The 19,912-nt window shown below is 59.2% G+C and carries 14 protein-coding genes, 5 tRNA genes, 1 pseudogene and 1 riboswitch; of the genes and pseudogenes, 8 read left to right on the top strand and 12 right to left on the bottom strand.

What is annotated here, in order from left to right:
• Positions 1–76: 76 nt before the first annotated feature.
• The 3 genes from metK to J9789_RS06780 all read right to left on the bottom strand — a co-directional run bounded on the left by metK (position 77) and on the right by J9789_RS06780 (position 3,725).
• Positions 77–1,258: a methionine adenosyltransferase gene (metK, locus tag J9789_RS06790; protein WP_209343897.1), complete on the bottom strand. Its 1,182-nt coding sequence runs from the start codon at positions 1,256–1,258 to the stop codon at positions 77–79.
• Between the two features lie 72 nt (positions 1,259–1,330).
• Positions 1,331–1,428: riboswitch (SAM riboswitch) on the bottom strand.
• Positions 1,429–1,521: 93 nt separating this feature from the next.
• Positions 1,522–2,766, bottom strand: a complete 1,245-nt coding sequence (locus J9789_RS06785) for an adenosylhomocysteinase (RefSeq protein ID WP_209343895.1) — start codon at positions 2,764–2,766, stop codon at positions 1,522–1,524.
• Positions 2,767–2,768: 2 nt separating this feature from the next.
• Positions 2,769–3,725 carry a radical SAM protein gene (locus J9789_RS06780; protein WP_209343893.1) on the bottom strand — a complete coding sequence of 319 codons (957 nt, stop codon included), beginning with the start codon at positions 3,723–3,725 and terminating at the stop codon, positions 2,769–2,771.
• Between the two features lie 249 nt (positions 3,726–3,974).
• Between J9789_RS06780 and J9789_RS06775 the strand changes: the two genes are divergently transcribed.
• Both J9789_RS06775 and J9789_RS06770 read left to right on the top strand, forming a co-directional pair.
• Positions 3,975–6,293 carry a polysaccharide pyruvyl transferase family protein gene (locus J9789_RS06775; RefSeq protein WP_209343891.1) on the top strand — a complete coding sequence of 773 codons (2,319 nt, stop codon included), beginning with the start codon at positions 3,975–3,977 and terminating at the stop codon, positions 6,291–6,293.
• Positions 6,294–6,398: 105 nt separating this feature from the next.
• A complete protein-coding gene (locus tag J9789_RS06770) occupies positions 6,399–7,280 on the top strand; it encodes a rhomboid family intramembrane serine protease (RefSeq protein WP_245185138.1) in 882 nt (293 codons plus the stop codon).
• A 47-nt stretch (positions 7,281–7,327) separates the two neighbouring features.
• Here the strand turns inward: J9789_RS06770 and J9789_RS06765 are convergent, their stop codons facing one another.
• Genes J9789_RS06765 through J9789_RS06755 form a run of 3 tightly spaced genes read right to left on the bottom strand, consistent with a single transcriptional unit; the run spans position 7,328 to position 9,205 of the window.
• Positions 7,328–7,972 (bottom strand): ABC-2 transporter permease, encoded by a 645-nt coding sequence (locus J9789_RS06765; RefSeq protein WP_209343889.1) that lies wholly within the window; start codon positions 7,970–7,972, stop codon positions 7,328–7,330.
• A complete protein-coding gene (locus tag J9789_RS06760; RefSeq protein WP_209343887.1) occupies positions 7,969–8,829 on the bottom strand; it encodes an ABC transporter ATP-binding protein in 861 nt (286 codons plus the stop codon). The genes J9789_RS06765 and J9789_RS06760 overlap by 4 nt, the downstream gene beginning before the upstream one ends.
• Positions 8,822–9,205 carry a GntR family transcriptional regulator gene (locus J9789_RS06755; protein ID WP_209343885.1) on the bottom strand — a complete coding sequence of 128 codons (384 nt, stop codon included), beginning with the start codon at positions 9,203–9,205 and terminating at the stop codon, positions 8,822–8,824. The genes J9789_RS06760 and J9789_RS06755 overlap by 8 nt, the downstream gene beginning before the upstream one ends.
• Before the next feature lie 154 nt (positions 9,206–9,359).
• Here J9789_RS06755 and J9789_RS06750 point away from each other — a divergent pair, with 154 nt between their 5' ends.
• The 5 genes and pseudogenes from J9789_RS06750 to J9789_RS17015 form a co-directional block, all read left to right on the top strand.
• The gene (locus J9789_RS06750; protein WP_209343883.1) at positions 9,360–10,430 is read left to right on the top strand and encodes an alanine/ornithine racemase family PLP-dependent enzyme; all 1,071 of its coding nucleotides are present in this window, start codon (positions 9,360–9,362) and stop codon (positions 10,428–10,430) included.
• Between the two features lie 160 nt (positions 10,431–10,590).
• Complete coding sequence (locus J9789_RS06745) at positions 10,591–12,936, top strand: SpoIIE family protein phosphatase (RefSeq protein WP_209343881.1); 2,346 nt, start codon at positions 10,591–10,593, stop codon at positions 12,934–12,936.
• Positions 12,937–13,288: 352 nt separating this feature from the next.
• On the top strand, positions 13,289–14,344 hold the full coding sequence (locus J9789_RS06740) for a DUF2971 domain-containing protein (RefSeq protein ID WP_209343879.1): 1,056 nt from the start codon (positions 13,289–13,291) through the stop codon (positions 14,342–14,344).
• 72 nt (positions 14,345–14,416) lie between these two features.
• Positions 14,417–14,995: an IS3 family transposase gene (locus J9789_RS17395; RefSeq protein ID WP_348633648.1), complete on the top strand. Its 579-nt coding sequence runs from the start codon at positions 14,417–14,419 to the stop codon at positions 14,993–14,995.
• Between the two features lie 12 nt (positions 14,996–15,007).
• A pseudogene (locus J9789_RS17015) lies at positions 15,008–15,505 on the top strand (IS3 family transposase); the annotation flags it as partial.
• Positions 15,506–15,712: 207 nt separating this feature from the next.
• Here J9789_RS17015 and J9789_RS06730 read toward each other — a convergent pair.
• The 5 genes from J9789_RS06730 to J9789_RS06710 all read right to left on the bottom strand — a co-directional run bounded on the left by J9789_RS06730 (position 15,713) and on the right by J9789_RS06710 (position 16,194).
• Positions 15,713–15,788, bottom strand: a tRNA-Lys gene (locus tag J9789_RS06730).
• Between the two features lie 3 nt (positions 15,789–15,791).
• A tRNA-Gln gene (locus tag J9789_RS06725) sits at positions 15,792–15,866 on the bottom strand.
• 63 nt (positions 15,867–15,929) lie between these two features.
• Positions 15,930–16,005 (bottom strand) — tRNA-His (locus tag J9789_RS06720).
• A gap of 35 nt (positions 16,006–16,040) precedes the next feature.
• Positions 16,041–16,117 (bottom strand) — tRNA-Arg (locus J9789_RS06715).
• A gap of 3 nt (positions 16,118–16,120) precedes the next feature.
• A tRNA-Gly gene (locus J9789_RS06710) sits at positions 16,121–16,194 on the bottom strand.
• 177 nt (positions 16,195–16,371) lie between these two features.
• Here J9789_RS06710 and J9789_RS06705 point away from each other — a divergent pair.
• On the top strand, positions 16,372–17,034 hold the full coding sequence (locus tag J9789_RS06705) for an HD domain-containing protein (protein ID WP_209343877.1): 663 nt from the start codon (positions 16,372–16,374) through the stop codon (positions 17,032–17,034).
• A gap of 52 nt (positions 17,035–17,086) precedes the next feature.
• Here J9789_RS06705 and clpB read toward each other — a convergent pair whose 3' ends face one another.
• The gene (gene clpB, locus J9789_RS06700) at positions 17,087–19,720 is read right to left on the bottom strand and encodes an ATP-dependent chaperone ClpB (protein WP_209343876.1); all 2,634 of its coding nucleotides are present in this window, start codon (positions 19,718–19,720) and stop codon (positions 17,087–17,089) included.
• Positions 19,721–19,912 lie beyond the last annotated feature (192 nt).

The following is a 19,912-nucleotide window of genomic DNA, read 5'->3' as shown; positions in this document are numbered from 1 at the left end:
GCCGTATGGGTTTTCCACAAAAAGAGCCTGCCGTGTGGAAACACACACGGCAGGCTTTTTTTAAATAGACCGATTTTTACAGATAGCTCTTCAGCTTCTCCACCATGTCCAGGTGCTCCCAGGGCAGGTCAATGTCGGTACGGCCGAAGTGACCGTAGGCGGCAGTCTGCTCGTAGATGGGACGGCGCAGGTCCAGCTTCTCGATGATCTTGGCCGGACGCATATCGAAGCACTCGTTGACGATGGCGGACAGCTTCTCCTCGGGCAGGGTGCCGGTGCCGTAGGTGTCCACCAGCACGGAGACGGGGTGAGCCACGCCGATGGCGTAGGCCAGCTCGATCTGGCACTTGCGGCACAGGCCGGCAGCCACCAGGTTCTTGGCAATGTAGCGGGCCATGTAGGCGGCAGAACGGTCCACCTTGGTGGGGTCCTTGCCGGAGAAGCAGCCGCCGCCGTGGGCAGCGGAGCCGCCGTAGGTGTCCACGATGATCTTACGGCCGGTGAGGCCGGTGTCGCCCACGGGGCCGCCAACCACGAAGCGGCCGGTGGGGTTGACGTAGAACTTGGTGTCCTTGGTGATGTACTGGGCGGGGATGATGGGCTTGATAATCTCCTCCACCACGGCCTCACGCAGGTCCTTCAGGGCGATGTCGGGATCGTGCTGGGTGGAAACCACGATGGCGGGGCAGGAGAGCACCTTGCCGTTCTCGTCATACTCCACGGTGACCTGGCTCTTGCCGTCGGGGCGCAGCCACTTCAGCTTGCCGGCCTTGCGCACGTCGGTGAGCTGGCGGGACAGCTTGTGGGCCATGGAGATGGGGGCGGGCATCAGCTCGGGAGTCTCATCGCAGGCGTAGCCGAACATCATGCCCTGGTCACCGGCGCCGATCAGGTCGGCGGCGTCGGTGCCGCCCTCCTGGTGCTCGAAGGACTGGTTGACGCCCATGGCGATGTCGGGGGACTGCTCGTCAATGGCGGTCATCACCGCGCAGGAGCGGTAGTCGAAGCCGTAGGCGGGATCGGTATAGCCGATGCGCTGCACGGTGCGGCGGACGATGGAGGGAATGTCGGTGTAGTGGCAAGTGGTGATCTCGCCCATGACGGTGACGATACCGGTGGTGGTGAAGGTCTCACAGGCCACGTGGGCAGTGGGGTCGGCGGCCAGGATGTCGTCCAGGACGGCGTCAGAGATCTGGTCGCATACTTTGTCGGGGTGACCCTCGGTAACGGACTCCGAGGTAAACAGACGGTTTGCCATAGTTATACCTTCCTTTCTAAACTGGAGCAAAAACGCGCTCCGCCGGACGGCGGAGCGCGTAGGGCTCTTCCATCCTCATCTTTCGATTTCCTCGCCGGATTTGGCACCTTGCGCTGTACGCAGGTTGCCGGGCTTCATCGGGCCGTTCCCTCCACCACTCTCGATAAGGCATATTCAATTGACTGTGGCTATTTTAGCGGGTTTTTCCCACTTTTTCAATAGACAAATGGACGAATCTGTATAGAGCCAAAGGACCTTTTTGATCAGGCCTTCCAACCGTTGAGGTATTCCTCCTGCTCGTCGGTCAGCTTGTCGATGGCGAAGCCCATGGCGGCCAGCTTCACCCGGCCGATCTCGTCGTCGATCTCGGCAGGCACCTGGTAGAGCTTCTTTTCCAGGGAATCCTGGTGCTTGACCAGCCACTCCAGAGCCAGGGCCTGGACGGAGAAGGACATGTCCATGATCTCGGCGGGGTGGCCGTTACCGGCGGCCAGGTTGACCAGACGGCCCTCGCCGATGACGTTGAGCACCTTGCCGTCGGGCAGGGTGAAGCCCTCGATGTTGTCCCGGCGAATTTCACGCTTGACGGCCATCTCGGCCAGGCTCTTCACGTCCACCTCGCAGTCGAAATGGCCGGCGTTGGTGAGAATGGCGTTGTTCTTCATGACAGCGAAGTGACGGGGGGTGATGACATCCTTACAGCCGGTGACGGTGACAAAGATGTCGCCGTACTTGGCGGCCTCGTCCATGGGCATGACCCGGAAGCCGTTCATGGTGGCGTCCAGAGCCTTGAAGGGGTCCACCTCGGTGACGATCACGTTGGCGCCCATGCCGCTGGCCCGCATGGCCACGCCCTTGCCGCACCAGCCGTAGCCGGCCACCACCACGGTCTTGCCGGCCACCACCAGGTTGGAGGTGTGCATGATGGCGTCCCACACGGACTGGCCGGTGCCGTACTTGTTGTCATAGTAGTGCTTGGCCTTGGCGTCGTTGACCGCCATCATGGCGCAGGGCAGGATACCCTCCCTCTCCCGGGCCTTCAGCCGCAGGATGCCGGTGGTGGTCTCCTCGCAGCCGCCGATGAGGTTTTCGCCCAGGTCGGCACACTTGCCACCCAGCAGGTGGACCAGGTCGCCGCCGTCGTCCACGATGAGGTGGGGCTTGAATTTCAGGGTCTCGATCAGATGGCTCTCGTACTCCTCGGCGGTGGCGCCGTGGATGCCGAAGGTCTCCACACCCAGATCGGCTAGGCCGGCGGCTACGTCGTCCTGGGTGGACAGGGGATTGGAGCCGGTGAGCCGGACCTCCGCGCCGCCCTTGGAGAGCACATAGCCCAGATTGGCGGTCTTGGCCTCCAGGTGGACGGAAACCGCTACCCGCAGACCGGCGAAGGGCTGCTCCTTCTCAAAGCGAGCCTCGATGCTGCCCAGGGCGGGCATGAAATCCCGCACCCAGCTGATTTTCCGCCGCCCGGAGGGGGCCAGAGAGGGGTCTTTTACAATACTCATAATCATGAACCTCCTTGGGGGGCTGCCGAAGGGCTGGGCCCGTCCCAGAAATCTAAAGTAAGCAGGGGCTTGGTCTTGCGGAAGGCCTGGATGCGGCGGTGGAGATCCACCAGCTGCTCCTGGGAGGGGGAGGCTGGGCCGCCGTAGGCCGGGCAGGTAAAGAACCAGCAGAACTTGGCGCCGCTGTCGATGACCCGGTCATAATACTCTTCGGTGGCCACCCGCTCCCAGTTGTCCGCCGTGCAGCGGCAGGCCACGCCGAAGGGCAGCTTGTACGACTTCAGCAGGTCGGAGGCCCGCTGGGCGTCCACCGGATCCACATCCACCTGGATGGCGGGGAACAGGTTGCCCACCCGCAGCAGGTCGGCGCACAGAGAGGGGGTGATATCGCCGGGCGGGGTGAAGGCGGCAAAGACGCAGTCGGAGTGCTTGTTGCACAGGGCGATAATCTCCTCCTGCTGGGACAGGGGGTTGCCGGCGCTGAAGATAAACAGGTGGCAGCCCCGGACTTTGCGGGCCTCCAGCTCCTGGTCCAGACTGTCAAACTCCATGGAGGGGCGTACGCCGAAAATGGACGCGCCGCAGCCGGTACAGTCCATGTTGCAGGGGAAGGAGGGGGAGATGATCACTGACCAGGGGGATTGGTCCTGGTTCAGCAGACCCTGCTCCTTTTTGGCGGGCCAATCCAGTACCTCGCCGTGGATCACAAAATTTTCAAAGATCTTTTTCAGAACACGATTGTCAATGTCGGTATACATACTACGGATCAGCCGATGCCAGTTGTTGTCCGGGTCGGTCATCACCTGATGAAACAGATCCCGATAGGGAAGGGGCAGCCGTTCCCCCGCGTATCTGTCCACCCACTCCATCAGCCTTGGAAGGTTGGCGTCCGGATCCCGCTCCAGATAGTCCAGGGCTCTTGCCATGCCAAAAGCCTTGAGCCGGGCCGGTATGCTCATAGATGTACACCCTCCTTTCACAGCTTTCTTTAAAAGCCGGGCCTGCTTCCGCCAAATGCAGAGGCAATCCAGAATAAGATAATCATATCATACCGGGTTCTAGCCCGCAATGCCATAGACAAAAAGAAAATGCTGTCTGTATTTCGGACAGAATAAACGGAATGTCTAATCCGGCGATATACAACGGGGCGGACCTGTGGTATACTAAATAGAATCTAAATCATCCGCTGACAAACGAGGAGTGAGCCTATGCGCACCGGACTCATTACATTCCACTTTGCCCATCATTACGGCGCACAGCTTCAGGCCCTGGCCACCATGAAGGCCATCCAGGGTCTGGGCCACGAGTGCCAGATCATTGATTATCGTCTGCCCCATACCACCCGCACCAACCAGATCTTCAAGAAGAGCCGGTCGGTGCGGGATATGGCGTCTGATGCCCACACCGCCCTCCACTACGCCGCCTTCCAGCGGCGGTTCCAGCGCTTTGAGGCGTTTGTGGCCCAGGAGATGGATCTGTCTCCCCAGCGCTACACCTCCTTTGAACAGCTGCGGGAGCAGCCCCCTGCATACGACGTGTACGTGTCGGGCAGCGACCAGATCTGGAACCCCTATATCTTCCAGGACAAGCAGTTTGACCCCGCCTTCCTGCTGGACTTTGTGAAGGAGGGCCGCCGCATTGCCTACGCCCCCAGCCTGGGTGTGCCCCAGCTGCCGGAGGATAAGGAAGCCCAGCTCAAGCGGTTCCTGGAGCCCTTCTCCGCCCTCTCCGTCCGGGAGAAGCGGGGACAGGTGCTGGTCCGGGAGGCGGCGGGCCGGGAGGCCAAGGTGGTGCTGGATCCCACCCTGCTGCTCAACGGCGACGACTGGGGCAAGCTGGCGGCGGCCCCCCAGCACCAGGGCCCCTACATTCTGTGCTACTTCGTCTCCGATCCCGGCGAGGCGGCCCCCTACGCCCTGGCCCTGTCCCGGCGGACCGGCTGGCCCATCGTCCAGCTGGCGGGCGCCCGGCGGAAGATCGACGGCGCCAAGGAGATCGTCTTTGATGCGGGCCCCCGGGAGTTCTTGGGCCTGTTCCAGCATGCCGCCGCCGTGGTGACCAACTCCTTCCACGGCGCTGCCTTCTCCCTCCAGTTCAAGAAGGATTTCTTTACCTCCATGTCCCCCAAGGAGCGGCGGGAGCCCACCTTCTCCCGCATTTACAGCCTGCTCTCCCGGCTGGGATGCGCCGACCGCATCATCGGCCTGGACACCACCGCGCCCATCGACGCCAAAATGGACTACGACCAGGTCTATGAGCGTCTGGAGGCCGAACGGGCCGACTGCCTGGCCTACCTGAAGGCGGCGGTGGAGGGGACTGCCCTGCCGGAGGAGAAGAGCGTTCCCCAGGGAACCAACGGACCCGACCTGTGCAAGGCGGAGGACTGCACCGGCTGTACCGCCTGTGCCGCCGTCTGTCCGGTGGGCGCCATTCAAATGAAGCCCGACCACGAGGGCTTCCTGCGTCCGGTGGTAGGGGAGAGCTGCATCCTCTGCCGCAAGTGTGAAAAGGCCTGCCCCGCCCTCACCCAGCCGGTGAAGGGCCCCGATCCCAACTGCGCCCACGCGGTGTGGAACCGGGACGATACCGTCCGGGCGGGCAGCTCCTCCGGCGGTGTGTTCTCCCTGCTGGCCGGCCATGTGCTGAATCAGGGCGGCGTGGTGTATGGTGCCGCCTTTGATGGCTATATGACTGTGCGGCATACCTGCGCCTCCAATGAGAAGGAACTGGCGGCCATGCGGGGCTCCAAGTATGTTCAGAGCGATCTTGGGGAAACCTTCCATCAGGTGAAGGAACAGCTGGAGGCGGGCAAGCAGGTGCTCTTCACCGGCCTGGCCTGCCAGGTGGACGGCCTGAAGCACTATCTGGGCCGGGATTACGACAATCTGCTGACCTGCGACCTGGTGTGCAACGGCGTGCCCTCTCCTGCGGTGTTTCAGGCTTACCTGAAGAAGCTGGGTACAGAGCACGGCGCGCCGGTCACCGGCCTGCGATTCCGGGACAAGGCCCACGGCTGGTCCCACTCCCACATGACCGTCCGCTTTGCCGACGGCGGCACCACTACCACGCCCCTCCACCGCACCACCTTCGGCCGGGGCTTCGGCATGCAGCTCTTTCTGCGGCCGGTGTGTTCCAAGTGCCGGTATACCAGCACCAGCCGCCCGGCGGACCTGACCCTGGGCGATTTCTGGGGGCTGGACCCCAAGCTGAACCTGCCCACTGACCGGGAGAAGGGCGTGTCCCTGGTGCTGGTCAACAGCGCCAAGGGCCAGAAGGTGTTTGACACCCTGGCGGACAAGCTGGGACAGATGGAGCGGCCTCTGGCCGAGGCGGTGGCCGGCAATCCCCGGCTGGCCTTCCCCCTGACCCACAACGCCAAGCGGGGAGCCTTTTTCGCCGCTTTCGCCGCTATGCCCTTCGATCAGGTGGAGCAGAAGTATCTCACCACGCCGCCCCTGCCCTACCGTGCGGCGGCCAAGATGCTCACCCCCGGCATGAAGGAGAAGATCCGCAAGATTCTGAAATAACGGATGGAAAATTTACAATTTGTTTGGGAATTTTCCCCGCGGCCCTGCTACACTGGGGCACATGGAAAATGGGGCGGTGCGCTGCCCCGCGGGAGGTAGTATTCTTTGAGATTCATTCAAAACTGGCTGGATCGGTTCTGCTACAAGCATCCCCGGTTCGGTATCCCCAATCTGATGATGGTGGTGGTCATCGGCAATGCGCTGGTGTGGCTGCTGGACCAGTTCAGCATGGGCTTTTCCCTGTCCTCCGCTCTGTCCTTTGTTCCCTACTACATTCTGCGGGGCGAGGTGTGGCGGCTGGTCACCTTTATCTTTGTGCCGGAAAACAACAGCCTGTTTTTCCTGGCCATCTCGCTGTATTTCTACTACTGGATCGGCTCCATTCTGGAGCGGCAGTGGGGCACCACCAAGTTTACTGTGTTCTACCTGCTGGGACTGGTGCTCAACATCATCGCGGGCTTTATCATCTATCTGATTCTGCCCTACCCGGTGGCTACCATCTCCATGTACTATGTGAACCTGTCCCTGTTCTTCTCCTTTGCCACCCTGTATGGGGACATGCAGGTGCTGCTTTTCTTTGTGATCCCCATCAAGGTCAAGTGGCTGGCCTGGTTTGATGCCGCCCTCTTTGCCTTTGACATCATCCGCAGCCTGCTGCAGATCCCCACCATCGGTATGTTCGCCCTGGTGGGCGTGGTGGCCCCCATCGTGGCCATCCTGAACTACCTGATCTTCTTCTGGGATGATCTGATGGCTACCATGGGCCGGGTAAAGCGGCAGACCGCCCACCGGACTTCCCGGCAGACCGTCAACTTCAAGCAGGCGACTAAGCACGCCCAGCAGACCAAGGGCTATATCCACAAGTGCGCGGTGTGCGGCAAGACCGATACCGATTACCCGGACGAGGAGTTCCGGTACTGCTCCAAGTGCAACGGCTATTACTGCTACTGCTCGGAGCACATCCACAACCACGTGCATATCCAGTAAGCATAAAAACAGCCCCGGAGCCATGCTCCGGGGCTGTTTTTTCAGATTTAGAACTCTTTTTTGGCATAAATGCCCTGGGAGATGCAGTAGGAGATGAAAAAGCCGATGATAGCAGCCAGGCCGAGAAGCACAGGAAGGGCGGAGATCAGCCAGGCAGGGGGGGCGGGGAGAGACAGTTCGTTGCTGACCGCGCCGCCTAGCAACACGATGCTGCCGAATACTGCGGCAAACAGGATCGTATTGAGGATGCGGGCCTTTTCCGCACCGAACTGAAAGGTCAGAGGCAGGAGCACAGCGTCTATCAGCAGGGCCACTCCAGTGCAGCAGAGGGTGATCAGCAGACAGTCTATGGGGCGATTCTCACTGATGCCCAAGAGAGAGAAGCCCATCAGCAGCAGGCCTACCAGAACGGTGCTGACCACCAGAGCCAGAAGGGTGAAGAGATACTTTCCGCTGACAATGCCCCGCCGCCCAGTGGGAGAGGCCACCGCAAAGCGTGCCCAGCCGCTGGCGTCGTCCATACTGATGGAGGACATGGGGACCATGGCCCCCAGAAGCACCACCATCCCGCCCAGCACACTGATGTCGAACACGCCTGCCACGGACAGGCCGCCATAGACCAGGAAGAAGAGCAGATACGTGCCTGCTAGCCTTCGCATAGCCAGGATATCTTTGTAAACCAGGCCCTTCATTGCGCATCCCCCTTTACGGTGAAGATCATAATGTCCTCCAGATTGGCGGGCTCCACGGTCAGATCGGGGTACCGGAGGCGGAAACCGTGCCGGTCCTTGACCAGCGCCTCACAGCCAAACTGGCCGATCCGGCACCCACCCAACAGATCTGGGTCCACCTGTTCCAGGTCTGCACGGCTGCACACCAGCTTGCCGTAGGTGTCCAGCAGCTCATCCTTGGCCCCGGTGAGGGCCACCTTACCCTTGTGGAGGTAGGTCACATAGTCTGCCACCTTCTCCAGGTCGCTGGTAATGTGGCTGGAGATGAGGATGGAGTGGTCTTCATCCTGAATAAACTCCAGAAATTCATCCAGGATCTCATCCCGCACCACCGGGTCCAGGCCGGAGGTGGCCTCATCCAGGATCAGCAGCTTGGGGCGTACGGCAAAGGCGGCGGCCAGAGCCAGTTTCATGCGCATACCTTTGGAAAAATCCTTGATGACTTTTTTCTCGGAAAGAGAAAACTTGGACAGATACTGCCTGAAAAGCCCGCTGTCCCACTGGGGGTAGATGCCTTTCTGGATGCGGTCTAGCTGGGCGGGGGTAAAGGGGTTGTAATAGCCGCAGTCGTCCAGCACCACCCCCAGCTGAGACTTTACTGCCTGCTCATCGGCGACGGCATCCAGACCGAACACGGAGATTTTGCCCCCGTCCCGGTGGACCATGTTCAGGACGCACTTGATGGTGGTGGACTTGCCCGCCCCGTTTTCCCCGATGAGGCCCATAATGGTGCCGCCGGGCACGGTGAAGGACACGTCGTCCAGCTTGAAGGAGCCGTAATCCTTGGTGAGATGGGATACTTCCAATGCGTTATTCATACGTTTCCTCTCCATACAGAAGGCTGAGGGTCTCGGTCAGCTCGGCCAGGGTGATCCCGCCGGTCTTGGCGATATCCACCGCCTGGGACAGATGCTCCTCCGCCCGGCGGAGGGTCTCCTCGTGGACCAGCTCCAGGTTTCGGGGGGCCACAAAGCACCCCTTGCCCGGTACCGTGGTGATGAACCCGTCCCGCTCCAGCTCTTCATAGGCTCGTTTGGTGGTGATGACGGAAATGCGCAGCTCCTTGGCCAGCAGCCGCATGGAGGGAAGGGCCTCCCCCTCACGCAGCTCTCCCCGGAGGATGAGGCCCTTCATCTGCCGAGTGATCTGGTCATAAATGGGCACGCCGCCGGAATTGCTGATGATGATATCCATGGTGCACCTCGTTGTCATACTGTATATACTTGACATATACAGTAATAACACAGATATACACGGTTGTCAAGGGGCAGGAAACATTTTCTTGCCAGAGCGCTCAATAGGAGGTATGATGAGCTTAAAGGATCGATCGATAAAGGAGGAACGTGTCATGTATGCGCCTATCCTGGAAATCGACACCCAGAAAGTAACGGAAAACGCCCAAAAACTCAACGACTTCTGCACCCAGCGGGGGGTGGAGCTGGCCTTTGCCACCAAAGGTTTTTCCGCCCGGCCCGAGGTGATCCGGGCGGCCATGGCAGGAGGGATCACCTCCTTTGCCGACAGCCGTCTGCGCAACATCCGGGCTGCCAAGGAGGCCATTCCCGGCCTGAAATACCTGCTCATTCGCATCCCCGCCATCCCGGAGGCAGAGGACGTGGTCCGCTGGGCGGACTGGAGCATGCAGAGCCAGATCGAGGTGATCCGGGCGGTATCGGAAGCCGCCCTCCGGCAGGGCAAGGTCCACCCGATCATTCTGATGATCGATGTGGGAGACCTGCGGGAGGGGGTGTTTGGCCGGGAGCAGCTGGACCAGATCGCTCCCCAGATCAAGGAGTGTGCCGGGGTGGAGCTGGTAGGCCTGGGCACCAACGTGGGGTGCTACGGCAGCGTGCTGCCCTCGGTGGAAAACACCGCCATATTGGTGGAGCTGCGGGAGTATCTCAACGAAACCTACGGCTTTTCCATCTCGGTGGTGTCGGCGGGCGGTACCTGCGCCCTCAAGCTGCTGGAGGAGGGCGTGATGCCCGCCGGGGTCAACCAACTGCGGATGGGGGAGGCGGTGCTCTACGGCGAGGACACCACCGGCAACCGGTTTCTGGAGGGGCTCCATCAGGACGCCTTCCGATTCAAGGCCCAGGTGGTGGAGCTGCGGCGCAAGCCCTCGGTGCCCATCGGGGAACTGGGCCGGGACGGCAAGGGAGACACACCGGAGTACCCCGACCGGGGCGTGCGCCTGCGGGCCATCTGCGCCGCCGGCAAGCAGGATGTAGCCTGGGCTGCCCTCACCCCCATCCTGCCGGGTGCCCAGATGATCGGAGCCAGCTCGGACCACCTGATCGTGGACGTGGAGGACTGCGGCGGGCAGGTGCAGGTGGGGGACTGGTTGGAGTTCCGGTGCGGCTATATGGCGGTGCTGGATGCCACCACCTCCGCCTATGTGGATATTGTGGTGAAATAAGCAGAAACAGGTCCCAGGCCAACGGCCTGGGACCTGTTTGCAGCATCTGGCGGAAAGTCGGGCGGGATTGGCGCAATCCGACCTGATTTTTCCAATATATGGTTTATACTGTCTCTGACACGCCGGGGGATAAGCCCCGGGAGCAAAGGAGACAGGGACCATGGCCACAAAGGAAAAGCTGAAAACCAAGGCGGCGCGCCTGCGGGAGGAGGCCCGGGAGACGGGAAAGGTGGTATTCCGGGCCCCGGCGCTGGTGCGCTTTGCCGAGTGCGTCATCCGCTTCCTGCTGGGGGCCCTGCTGGCGGGAGCGGAGATCTTTGGGGGCTATGCCCCCTTCGGACTGGGGCTAGTGGGGGCCTCCGGCTCAGGGCTGGACGGCTTCTGCGCCCTGATGGGGGCCTGCTTTGGCTACCTCACCATGGAGGGGCTGATCGAGGGGCTGCGGTATGTGGCGGCCAGCGTGCTGGTCTTTTCGGTGGCTTTTGCCTTCTTTGATGTGAAGGCCTACCGGAAGAGCTGGTTCATGCCCCTGGCCGCCGCCGCCATCGACGGGGTCACCGGTTTCGTCTACCTCTCCGATCAGGGCTGGACACCGGAGAGTCTGGTCTTTTTCGCCACCGAACTGCTGCTGTGCGGCGCATCAGTGTACTTCTACCGCATCGCCTTTACCCCCTGGACAGAGAAGCGGGAGGAGGAGGGGCTTACTGCCCGGCAGACCATCAGCCTGCTTCTGCTACTGGGCACCCTGCTGCTCACCCTGTCCAAGCTGACCCTGCTGGGAGATTTGTCGGTGGGCCGGTTTGCCGCCGCCGTGGCGGTAATGGCGGTGGCCTACAAGGGGGGTGTCAGCGCGGGCGCCACCGCCGGTGTGGCGGTGGGTTTGGGCATGGACCTGTCCACCGGCGGGATGCCCTTCTACGCTATGGCCTACGCCCTGGCGGGTGTGATGACCGGGGTGTTCCACCGGCAGAGCAAACTGGCGGCCACCCTGGCCTATGTGCTGGCCAACGCCATGGCGGTGCTATGGAACTGGAAGGACGGCCTCTACATTCCCCTGCTCTACGAGGTCTTTGCCGCCTCGGTGGTCTTTATGTTGCTGCCCGACAAACTGCTGCGGCAGGTGGGGGCCCTGGTGGCCCGGGAGCCCAGGCACGGCACCCAGGAGCGGGCCATGGCCTACGTAAAAGGCCGGATGGAGGACACGGCGGCCGCCTTCAAAAGCCTGTACGAGTCTATGCGGGGGACTCTACGCCCCACGGGACCCAACGACAACGATGCCGCCTCCGTCTTTGACCGGGCGGCGGACCGGGTGTGCAAGCGCTGCCCTCTCAACACCTCCTGCTGGCAGCGGGACTATGTATCCACCTACAACGCCCTCAACGATGCCCTGCCCGCCATGCTGGAGCGGGGCAGGGGGGAGGGGGGAGATTTTCCCGCCTACTTCTCCAATCGCTGCATGAAATTCCCTGAGCTGCTTACCGCCGTCAATGAGGAGCTGGCGGCCCTGCTCTACCGGCGGCAGTACCAGAACCGGCTGAAGGAGAACCGGGCGGCGGTGTGCCGCCAGTATGGGGAGCTGGCGGAGGTACTGGGGGCGGCGGCCGCCGAGCTCAGTGCGGAACTGATCCCCGACCCGGTGCGGGAGAAACGGCTGCGCCAGTACCTCACCGCCCAGGGCATCGAGTGTGAGCTGGCGGTCTACTACGACGAGGCGGGCCACCTGCGGCTGGAGCTGGAGGGTGCGGGCCTGTCCCCCCTGCGGCAGAGTGCCCAGGTGGAAAAGCTGTCCAAGCTGATGAACTTCCCTCTGCGGCTGGTGGAGGGGGACCGGCGAGACAAGCTGGTGCTGGTACAGAGCGAACCCCTGATGGCGGTGGCCGGTGTGGCCGCCCGGAAAAAGGATGGGCAGACGGTGTCGGGAGACACGGGGGCCTGGTTCAAGCACAACGACGGGGCCCTCTATGTGCTGCTGTGTGACGGTATGGGCTCCGGCCGATTGGCCGAGCGGGAGAGCACCCTGGCGGTGCGGCTGCTGGAGCAATTCCTCCGGGCCGGTGTGCGGCCGGAAAACGCCCTGCGTACCCTCAGCGCAGCCCTGGCTCTCCGGGGGGAGGAGGAGATCGGTTTCACCACCATCGACCTGCTGCGGGTGGATCTGTTCACCGGCGAGGGGGACATCTACAAGTACGGCGCCGCCCCCAGCTATGTGAAGAAGGGGACCGCCGTCAGCCGGGTCACCGGCTGTGCGCTGCCCGCCGGACTGGCGGGCGGGGAGGGCGGCTCCCCCGACGTGACCCATCTGAAGCTGGAGGCGGGGGACTGTGTGCTGTTGGTCACTGACGGGGTGACCGGCGGTCAGCCCGACCAGTGGGTGCGGGACAAGCTGGCCGCCTTTGACGGGACCAGCCCTCGGGAGCTGGCCCAGGCCCTTATTGATGAGAGCGAGCATCAGGCCGAGACAGCGGACGACCGCACGGCACTGGTGCTCCGGCTGAGCAAGCGGTAAAGAAATGGAAACGAGGGGCGTGACTTTGTCGCGCCCCTCATTGAAGCAAAAAGAAAGATACACAAGCCACTGGGCCCCACACAATGGGGCGGCGCTTTTGCGCCGTACAAGTGTTTTGGACCAGCGGTCCAAAACCTTGGCGCAGGGGCAATTCAGTTGCCCCGAGCATTTCAATCAAACAGGGGAAGCCGCCCTTCGGGCGGCGAAACCAAAAAGAAGGACATCCTTTCGGATGTCCTTCTTTTTGGAACATCGCAACACTATAGATGCCAAAATTGAAAACCATATTTTTAGATGATATAATGTAAAAAGCTTATAAAACTCACACAAAAAATTTTGAGGAGTACTTAAAATGGATGTGTCGAATCACCCAGTTGATTTTGAAAGTATGCTAAAATTCAGCGCAGAATTTTCTGGTAACCCAATAAGTGGAATGAGCGTATTAGGAAGACAATTTGGACTATTGAAAATTAACAATGTGTACCATTATACAGATATATCAGGATTTATTAGTATCATGGAAAACCATGAGCTGTGGGCGTCCCATATTGCATTCATGAATGATAAATCAGAGTATTTGCATGGCAAAGAGTTGTTCAGAGAGCGTATACTGCAAAGAATTGCTAATGTTTCAGAACCAGAGAAACAAGTCCTTCAAAATATTATCAAAAGCCTGGATAAGGAAATATCCGATGGGGTTTTTCCGATATCCAGTAAAGATGTTTTTTCTATCAGCTTTTCATATAATAGGGACTCACTGGAAATGTGGCGTGGATACGGGAAAGAAAGCGGAGTAGCTATTGGCTTTGATTTTTCTCAATGCCATTCACTTCCTGGTATGTGTCTAATAAGGAAAGAAATGTATGAAAAACTATTAGAAAAATATAATAATATACCCGAAAATGTTTGCCCTAAATATGAGCATCACTTTTTTCCAATTTCAGTGCTCTATGAAGACAAGAAAAAACTTGAATTAGTCGAGCAAGCAATTGATATGGGTCTCACATGTTTCAATAATCAAGCGAAGAGTTCAGCCGAAATTGCAACTATAGCTGCATCAGATTTCCTGTCCGATTTAATATTTAGATTGAACCCACAGTTAAAACATCGTGGGTTTAGTGGGGAAGCAGAATGCCGTTTTGTAGATAATTCTGTTAAAAGATCTGATGAGGCATACAGAATTCATTACCGAAACAGAGGAGGGATCGTGCTTCCATATGTAAAATATAAACTAATGGATCTCAATTGCAAGCCGCTATCAAAAATACCGATTTGTGAAATTGTCGTTGGCCCTGGACTAAAACAATCTAAAACCATAGACAGCATAAAATATTTTTTGGAAAAAAACCAAATGAGTTATTTGGTGAACAAGGTGCACGCTTCTGATATACCGTATATCGAAACTTAGACAGGTTAATGCGGGGTTAAGCTAAAAGAATCATTGCCGTGCTTTGTGAACTCCCTATACACTTAAATTGCCGTGAACGGCAAAACTGTTTCTGCGATTTGCCAGGAGCATCAGATTTCCAGAAGTACCTTCTACACGTGGATTCAGACCTATCGGCCTGTTGAATCCAAGAACAGCGCCCGTACAGTTACCCCCAAAGATTTCGACAGCCTTCTCCGCCGCTGTGAAAAACAGGAACAAATCATTGCGGTTCTAAAATCTATTCCTGCGATTGCCAACGCGACAACGCAGGAGAAGCTTGCTGTATTGGAGCCATTTTATGGCCAGTTTAGTGTCCATGTTCTCTGTGAAGCCTTAGATGTTCCGAGGGGAACCTTTTACAACCACATCAAGCGGAACAAACGGGATAACAGTTCCTATGCCAAACATCGGGAAGAATTGCGAGCAGCAATTCAGGAAATCTTTGAGGAAAGCCGGCAGACATTTGGAAGCGAGAAGATCTGTGCTGTGCTTCATGAGCGAGGCTACCGCGCTGGTACAACATTGGTGCGGGAACTTATGAGCGAGATGGGGCTGAGCAGCGTATCCACCACCTCTAAACGACTGTGGAAAAAATCAAACAGCTACGAGCGGAAGTCGAACATTTTATAGCGGCAATTTCATGCAGAAGCTCCGAACTGTGTTTGGGTCAGCGATGTTACCTGCATGAAACTGAAGGATCGATATTATTACCTCTGCGCCATTGTAGATTTATATTCCAGGAAAGTGATTGCCCATAAAGTATCCACACGCAATAGTACACAGCTGATTACAGCGACGCTCAGAATGGCCTACGACACCCGAACGCCGGGAGAAAATTTGATCTTCCACAGCGACCAGGGCAGTCAATACACTTCCCATGCGTTCCGTCAGCTGCTGAAAAAATTAAGGATCGCACAGTCGTTTTCCAACGCGGGAACGCCGCACGACAACGCTGTGATGGAATCGTTCTTCGCTGTGTTCAAGAAGGAGGCGTTTTATCGCAATCACTACCGCTCCGAAGCTGAGCTGCGAAAGAAGATCGACGAATATATTGCTTTCTATAATCAAAAGCGCCCGCATACTACTCTGAACCTTCAAACGCCAGAGCAATATGAGGACGCATTTTTTAGGACACAATAAAAGTTCTGTTTCTGGAAAGAGGGGTTCGGATCTTCGATTTTCCACTGCTTCTGCCGCCATTTTCAGCTGTTTGGATTTTAATGTCCAGATTCTTACGAGCAGCTTGTCTCGGCAAACCCCTTGAATAGCAAGGCTTTGAGGATAAAACAAGGGCCGACTTTTGGGACAGTCCAAAAAATCTGTTCCAAAAGTCGGCCCTCGTTCATTTGGTGACCCGTCGGGGATTCGAACCCCGGACCCACTGCTTAAAAGGCAGTTGCTCTGCCGACTGAGCTAACGAGTCATATGGCTGGGATGGCTGGGCTCGAACCAGCGAATGCGGGAGTCAAAGTCCCGTGCCTTACCACTTGGCTACACCCCAACATAGCTGGTTAATAGCAAAGGGGCCGGAGCGGACGCTCCGGCCCTTCCGCCATGCGTTTTATGGGGTGGATGACGGGACTCGAACCCGCGACACTCGGAACCACAATCCGATGCTCTACCAACTGAACTACATCCACCATAGAACTGATTTGCGTCTCACACAGGAAGACGATGGCACGCCTGAAGGGACTCGAACCCCTGACCCACTGCTTAGAAGGCAGTTGCTCTATCCACCTGAGCTACAGGCGCGTATGGAGCGGGTGATGGGAATCGAACCCACGCGACCAGCTTGGAAGGCTGGGATTCTACCATTGAACTACACCCGCATGGGCGCTGACCACCACTAAGTACGTCAGCCAGAATATAGTAGCACATGAAAACGGGTTTGTCAACGCTTTTTTACAAAGAATAAAAAAGAAATTCATGGTGGGGTACTTGCAAAGGGGCGGCGCCTTGGCTATGATGAAACAGGCGGTAACGCCGCCGGAAAGGAGCGGGAAAGAATGCACGTTACGTTTTCAATGGTGCGGGAGTCCGAGGAGATCCGCACCTATATCACCCAGGCTGACCAGTCCCTGCTGGCCCTGGGTTTTACCGAACACAGCTTTGCCCATGTGACCCGCTGCGCCCAAGTGGCCGCGGATATTCTGGATCAGCTGGACTATGACGCCCATCAGCAGGAGCTGGCGCGGATCGCCGGTTTCATGCACGACATCGGCAATGTGGTCAACCGACATGACCACGCCATCAGCGGGGCCACCATGGCCTTCCGCATTCTGGACAACATGGGCATGGAGCCCGCCGACGTAGCCGCTGTCATTACCGCCATTGGCCACCACGACGACTCCACCGCCTTCCCGGTGAATCCGGTGGCCGCTGCCCTCATCCTGGCGGACAAGACCGACGTGCGCCGCAGCCGGGTGCGCAACAAGGAACACCAGAGCTTTGACATCCATGACCGGGTCAATTACGCCGCCGAGCGCTCCGACCTGGCCCTGGACCGGGCCGCCGGGACCATTACCCTGACGCTCACCATCAACACCGAGTTCTGTGCGGTGATGGATTACTTTGAGATCTTTCTGGAGCGGATGCTCCTGTGCCGCCGGGCGGCGGAATATCTGGGACTGCAGTTCAAGCTGGTGATCAACGGACTGGCGCTGCTGTGAGTACAAAAAAGCCGGGGCCGTGCTTTTGCACGGCCCCGGCTTTTTATTATGCTTACGCCTGGTCAACCACCTGGCCGGCGAGGACGCTCTTGGCCTCCACGGTCAGCTCGCCATTGACGCAGTCCACGGTGAGGGTGTCGCCGGGCTGGACCTGGTCGGCGATGATCTTCCGGCTGATGAGGGTCTCCACGCTGTGCTGCACGAAGCGGCGCAGGGGCCGGGCGCCGAAGGCGGGGTCATAGGCGCTGTCGATGATGAAGCGCTTGGCCTGCTCGGTTAGCACCACCTTCAGCTGCTTTTCAGACAGGCGGCGGTTCAGCTCCTCCACCAGCAGGTCGATGATGTGGGTGATGTTGTCCTTCGTCAGGGGCTTGTAGAACACGATCTCGTCCAGGCGGTTGAGGAACTCGGGCCGGAAGGAGTGGCGCAGCAGCTCCTGCACGGAGCTCTTGGCCTCCTCGGTGATCTCGCCATTAGCGTCGATACCGTCCAGCAGGTACTGGGAGCCCAGGTTGGAGGTCAGGATGATAATGGTGTTCTTGAAGTCCACGGTGCGGCCCTGGCTGTCGGTGATGCGGCCATCGTCCAGCACCTGGAGCAGGATGTTGAACACGTCGGGATGGGCTTTCTCCACCTCATCGAAGAGGACCACGGAGTAGGGGTGACGGCGGACGGCCTCGGTAAGCTGACCGCCCTCCTCATAGCCCACATATCCCGGAGGGGCGCCGATGAGGCGGGACACGGAGAACTTCTCCATGTATTCGCTCATGTCGATGCGTACCATATTTTTCTCGCTGTCGAACAGGGCCTCGGCCAGGGTCTTGGCCAGCTCGGTCTTGCCCACGCCGGTGGGGCCCAGGAACAGGAAGGAGCCGATGGGCCGGTCGGGATCGGCAATGCCGGCCCGGCTGCGCAGGATGGCCTCACTGACAAGGCGCACGGCCTCGTCCTGGCCCACCACACGCTGGTGGAGAATGTCCTCCAGGTGGAGCAGCTTCTCGCGCTCGCCCTCCATCAGCTTGGCCACGGGGATGCCGGTCCAGCGCTCAATGATGCGGGCGATCTCCTCCTCGGTGACCTTATCCCGCAGCAGGGAGCGGGCCTTGCTCTCGTTGGCGATGGCCTCCTCCGCCTCCAGCTGCTTGCGCAGCTCGGGGATGCGGCCGTACTGCAGCTCGGCGGCCTTATTCAGGTCGTACTGCCGCTGGGCCTTCTCCAGCTCGGCGTTGGCGGCCTCCAGGTCCTCACGCAGCTTCTGGACCTTGCCGATGGCGTTCTTCTCGTTCTCCCACTGGGCCTTCTTGGCGTTGAACTCGTCCCGCATCTCAGCCAGTTCCTTCTGGATCTCGGCCAGATGCTCACGGGACAGGGCGTCGTCCTCCTTCTTCAGGGCAGCCTCCTCGATCTCGTGCTGGATGATCTTACGCTGGATAATGTCCAGCTCGGTGGGCATGGAGTCGATCTCGGTGCGGATCATGGCACAGGCCTCGTCGATGAGGTCGATGGCCTTGTCGGGCAGGAAACGGTCGGTGATATAGCGGTCAGACAGGGTGGCGGCGGCGATGATGGCACCGTCCTGGATCTTCACGCCGTGGAACACCTCATAGCGCTCCTTCAGGCCACGGAGGATGGCAATGGTGTCCTCCACCGTGGGCTCGTTGACCATGACGGGCTGGAACCGCCGCTCCAGAGCGGCGTCCTTCTCGATATACTGGCGGTACTCGTTGAGGGTGGTGGCGCCGATGCAGTGCAGCTCACCACGGGCCAGCATGGGTTTCAGCAGGTTGCCGGCATCCATGGCGCCCTCGGTCTTGCCGGCGCCCACGATGGTGTGCAGCTCATCGATGAAGAGGATGATGCGGCCCTCGCTCTTCTTGACCTCGTTGAGGACGGCCTTCAGACGCTCCTCAAACTCGCCCCGGTACTTGGCGCCCGCGATCAGGGAGCCCATATCCAGAGCGAAAATGGTCTTGTCCTTCAGGGAGCCGGGCACATCGCCCTTGACGATCCGCTGGGCTAGGCCCTCGGCAATGGCGGTTTTACCGACACCGGGCTCGCCGATGAGGACGGGGTTGTTCTTGCTCTTGCGGCTCAGAATACGGATCACGTTGCGGATCTCGTCGTCACGGCCGATGACCGGGTCCAGCTTGTTCTGACGGGCCCGCTCCACCAGGTCGGAGCCGTACTTCTTCAGGGCGTTGTAGGTCTCCTCGGGGTTGTCGGAGGTGACTCGCTGGTTGCCGCGCACGGCGGTGAGGGCCTGAAGCACGCCCTCCTTGGTGACGTTGTAGGTGCGGAAGAGCTCCTTCAGCTCCCGGTTGGCGGTGTCGATGAGGGAGAGCAGCAGGTGCTCCACCGAGACATACTCGTCCTTCATGGAGGAGGCGATGGACTCTGCGGTGTTCAGGCACTTGTCCACATCCTGGGCCACATAGATCTTGCCCTGCTCACGGCCGGAGCCGGAGACCCGGGGCAGCTTCTCCACCTCCGCCTTGGTGGCGGCGGTGAAGGAGGGGACGGTGAGGCCCATGTTCCCCAGCAGCTGGGGGATCAGGCCGGATTCGTCGCTGAGCAGGGCCAGCAGCAGATGGGGCTGCTCGATCTGCTGGTTGCCATATTCGGTAGCCAGGCTCTGGGCGGTCTGAACGGCCTCCAGAGACTTCTGGGTATATTTCTGTGCATTCATAAAAAACACTCCTTTCAAGGGGCAGCTTTTTGTTTGTCCTCAGTATAGTCCCCTGCAACCCAAAAATCATGAACGGAGTGTGAATTTTTAGCACTCATCTTATGAGAGTGCTAAACCCTTCGCGTCAGGGAGAGATCCCCTGCGTTCACCCCCTTTACGAGCGGGGAAAAAAGAGGTATAATGCCGTGGACT

The sequence above is a fragment of the Flavonifractor sp. AGMB03687 genome (assembly GCF_017811815.1).
In the GTDB taxonomy this organism is placed as follows: Bacteria; Bacillota; Clostridia; order Oscillospirales; family Oscillospiraceae; genus Flavonifractor.
The sequence above is the reverse complement of the archived record's forward strand: the minus strand, read 5'-3'. Positions and strand labels throughout refer to the sequence as shown.

What these genes read in the sequence shown, in the direction of transcription:
- metK (WP_209343897.1), bottom strand. Translation starts at nt 1,258, where the DNA reads ATGGCAAACCGTCTGTTTACCTCGGAGTCCGTTACCGAGGGTCACCCC.
- J9789_RS06785 (WP_209343895.1), bottom strand. Translation starts at nt 2,766, where the DNA reads ATGAGTATTGTAAAAGACCCCTCTCTGGCCCCCTCCGGGCGGCGGAAA.
- J9789_RS06780 (WP_209343893.1), bottom strand. Translation starts at nt 3,725, where the DNA reads ATGAGCATACCGGCCCGGCTCAAGGCTTTTGGCATGGCAAGAGCCCTG.
- J9789_RS06775 (WP_209343891.1), top strand. Translation starts at nt 3,975, where the DNA reads ATGCGCACCGGACTCATTACATTCCACTTTGCCCATCATTACGGCGCA.
- J9789_RS06765 (WP_209343889.1), bottom strand. Translation starts at nt 7,972, where the DNA reads ATGAAGGGCCTGGTTTACAAAGATATCCTGGCTATGCGAAGGCTAGCA.
- J9789_RS06760 (WP_209343887.1), bottom strand. Translation starts at nt 8,829, where the DNA reads ATGAATAACGCATTGGAAGTATCCCATCTCACCAAGGATTACGGCTCC.
- J9789_RS06755 (WP_209343885.1), bottom strand. Translation starts at nt 9,205, where the DNA reads ATGGATATCATCATCAGCAATTCCGGCGGCGTGCCCATTTATGACCAG.
- J9789_RS06750 (WP_209343883.1), top strand. Translation starts at nt 9,360, where the DNA reads ATGTATGCGCCTATCCTGGAAATCGACACCCAGAAAGTAACGGAAAAC.
- J9789_RS06745 (WP_209343881.1), top strand. Translation starts at nt 10,591, where the DNA reads ATGGCCACAAAGGAAAAGCTGAAAACCAAGGCGGCGCGCCTGCGGGAG.
- J9789_RS06740 (WP_209343879.1), top strand. Translation starts at nt 13,289, where the DNA reads ATGGATGTGTCGAATCACCCAGTTGATTTTGAAAGTATGCTAAAATTC.
- J9789_RS06705 (WP_209343877.1), top strand. Translation starts at nt 16,372, where the DNA reads ATGCACGTTACGTTTTCAATGGTGCGGGAGTCCGAGGAGATCCGCACC.
- clpB (WP_209343876.1), bottom strand. Translation starts at nt 19,720, where the DNA reads ATGAATGCACAGAAATATACCCAGAAGTCTCTGGAGGCCGTTCAGACC.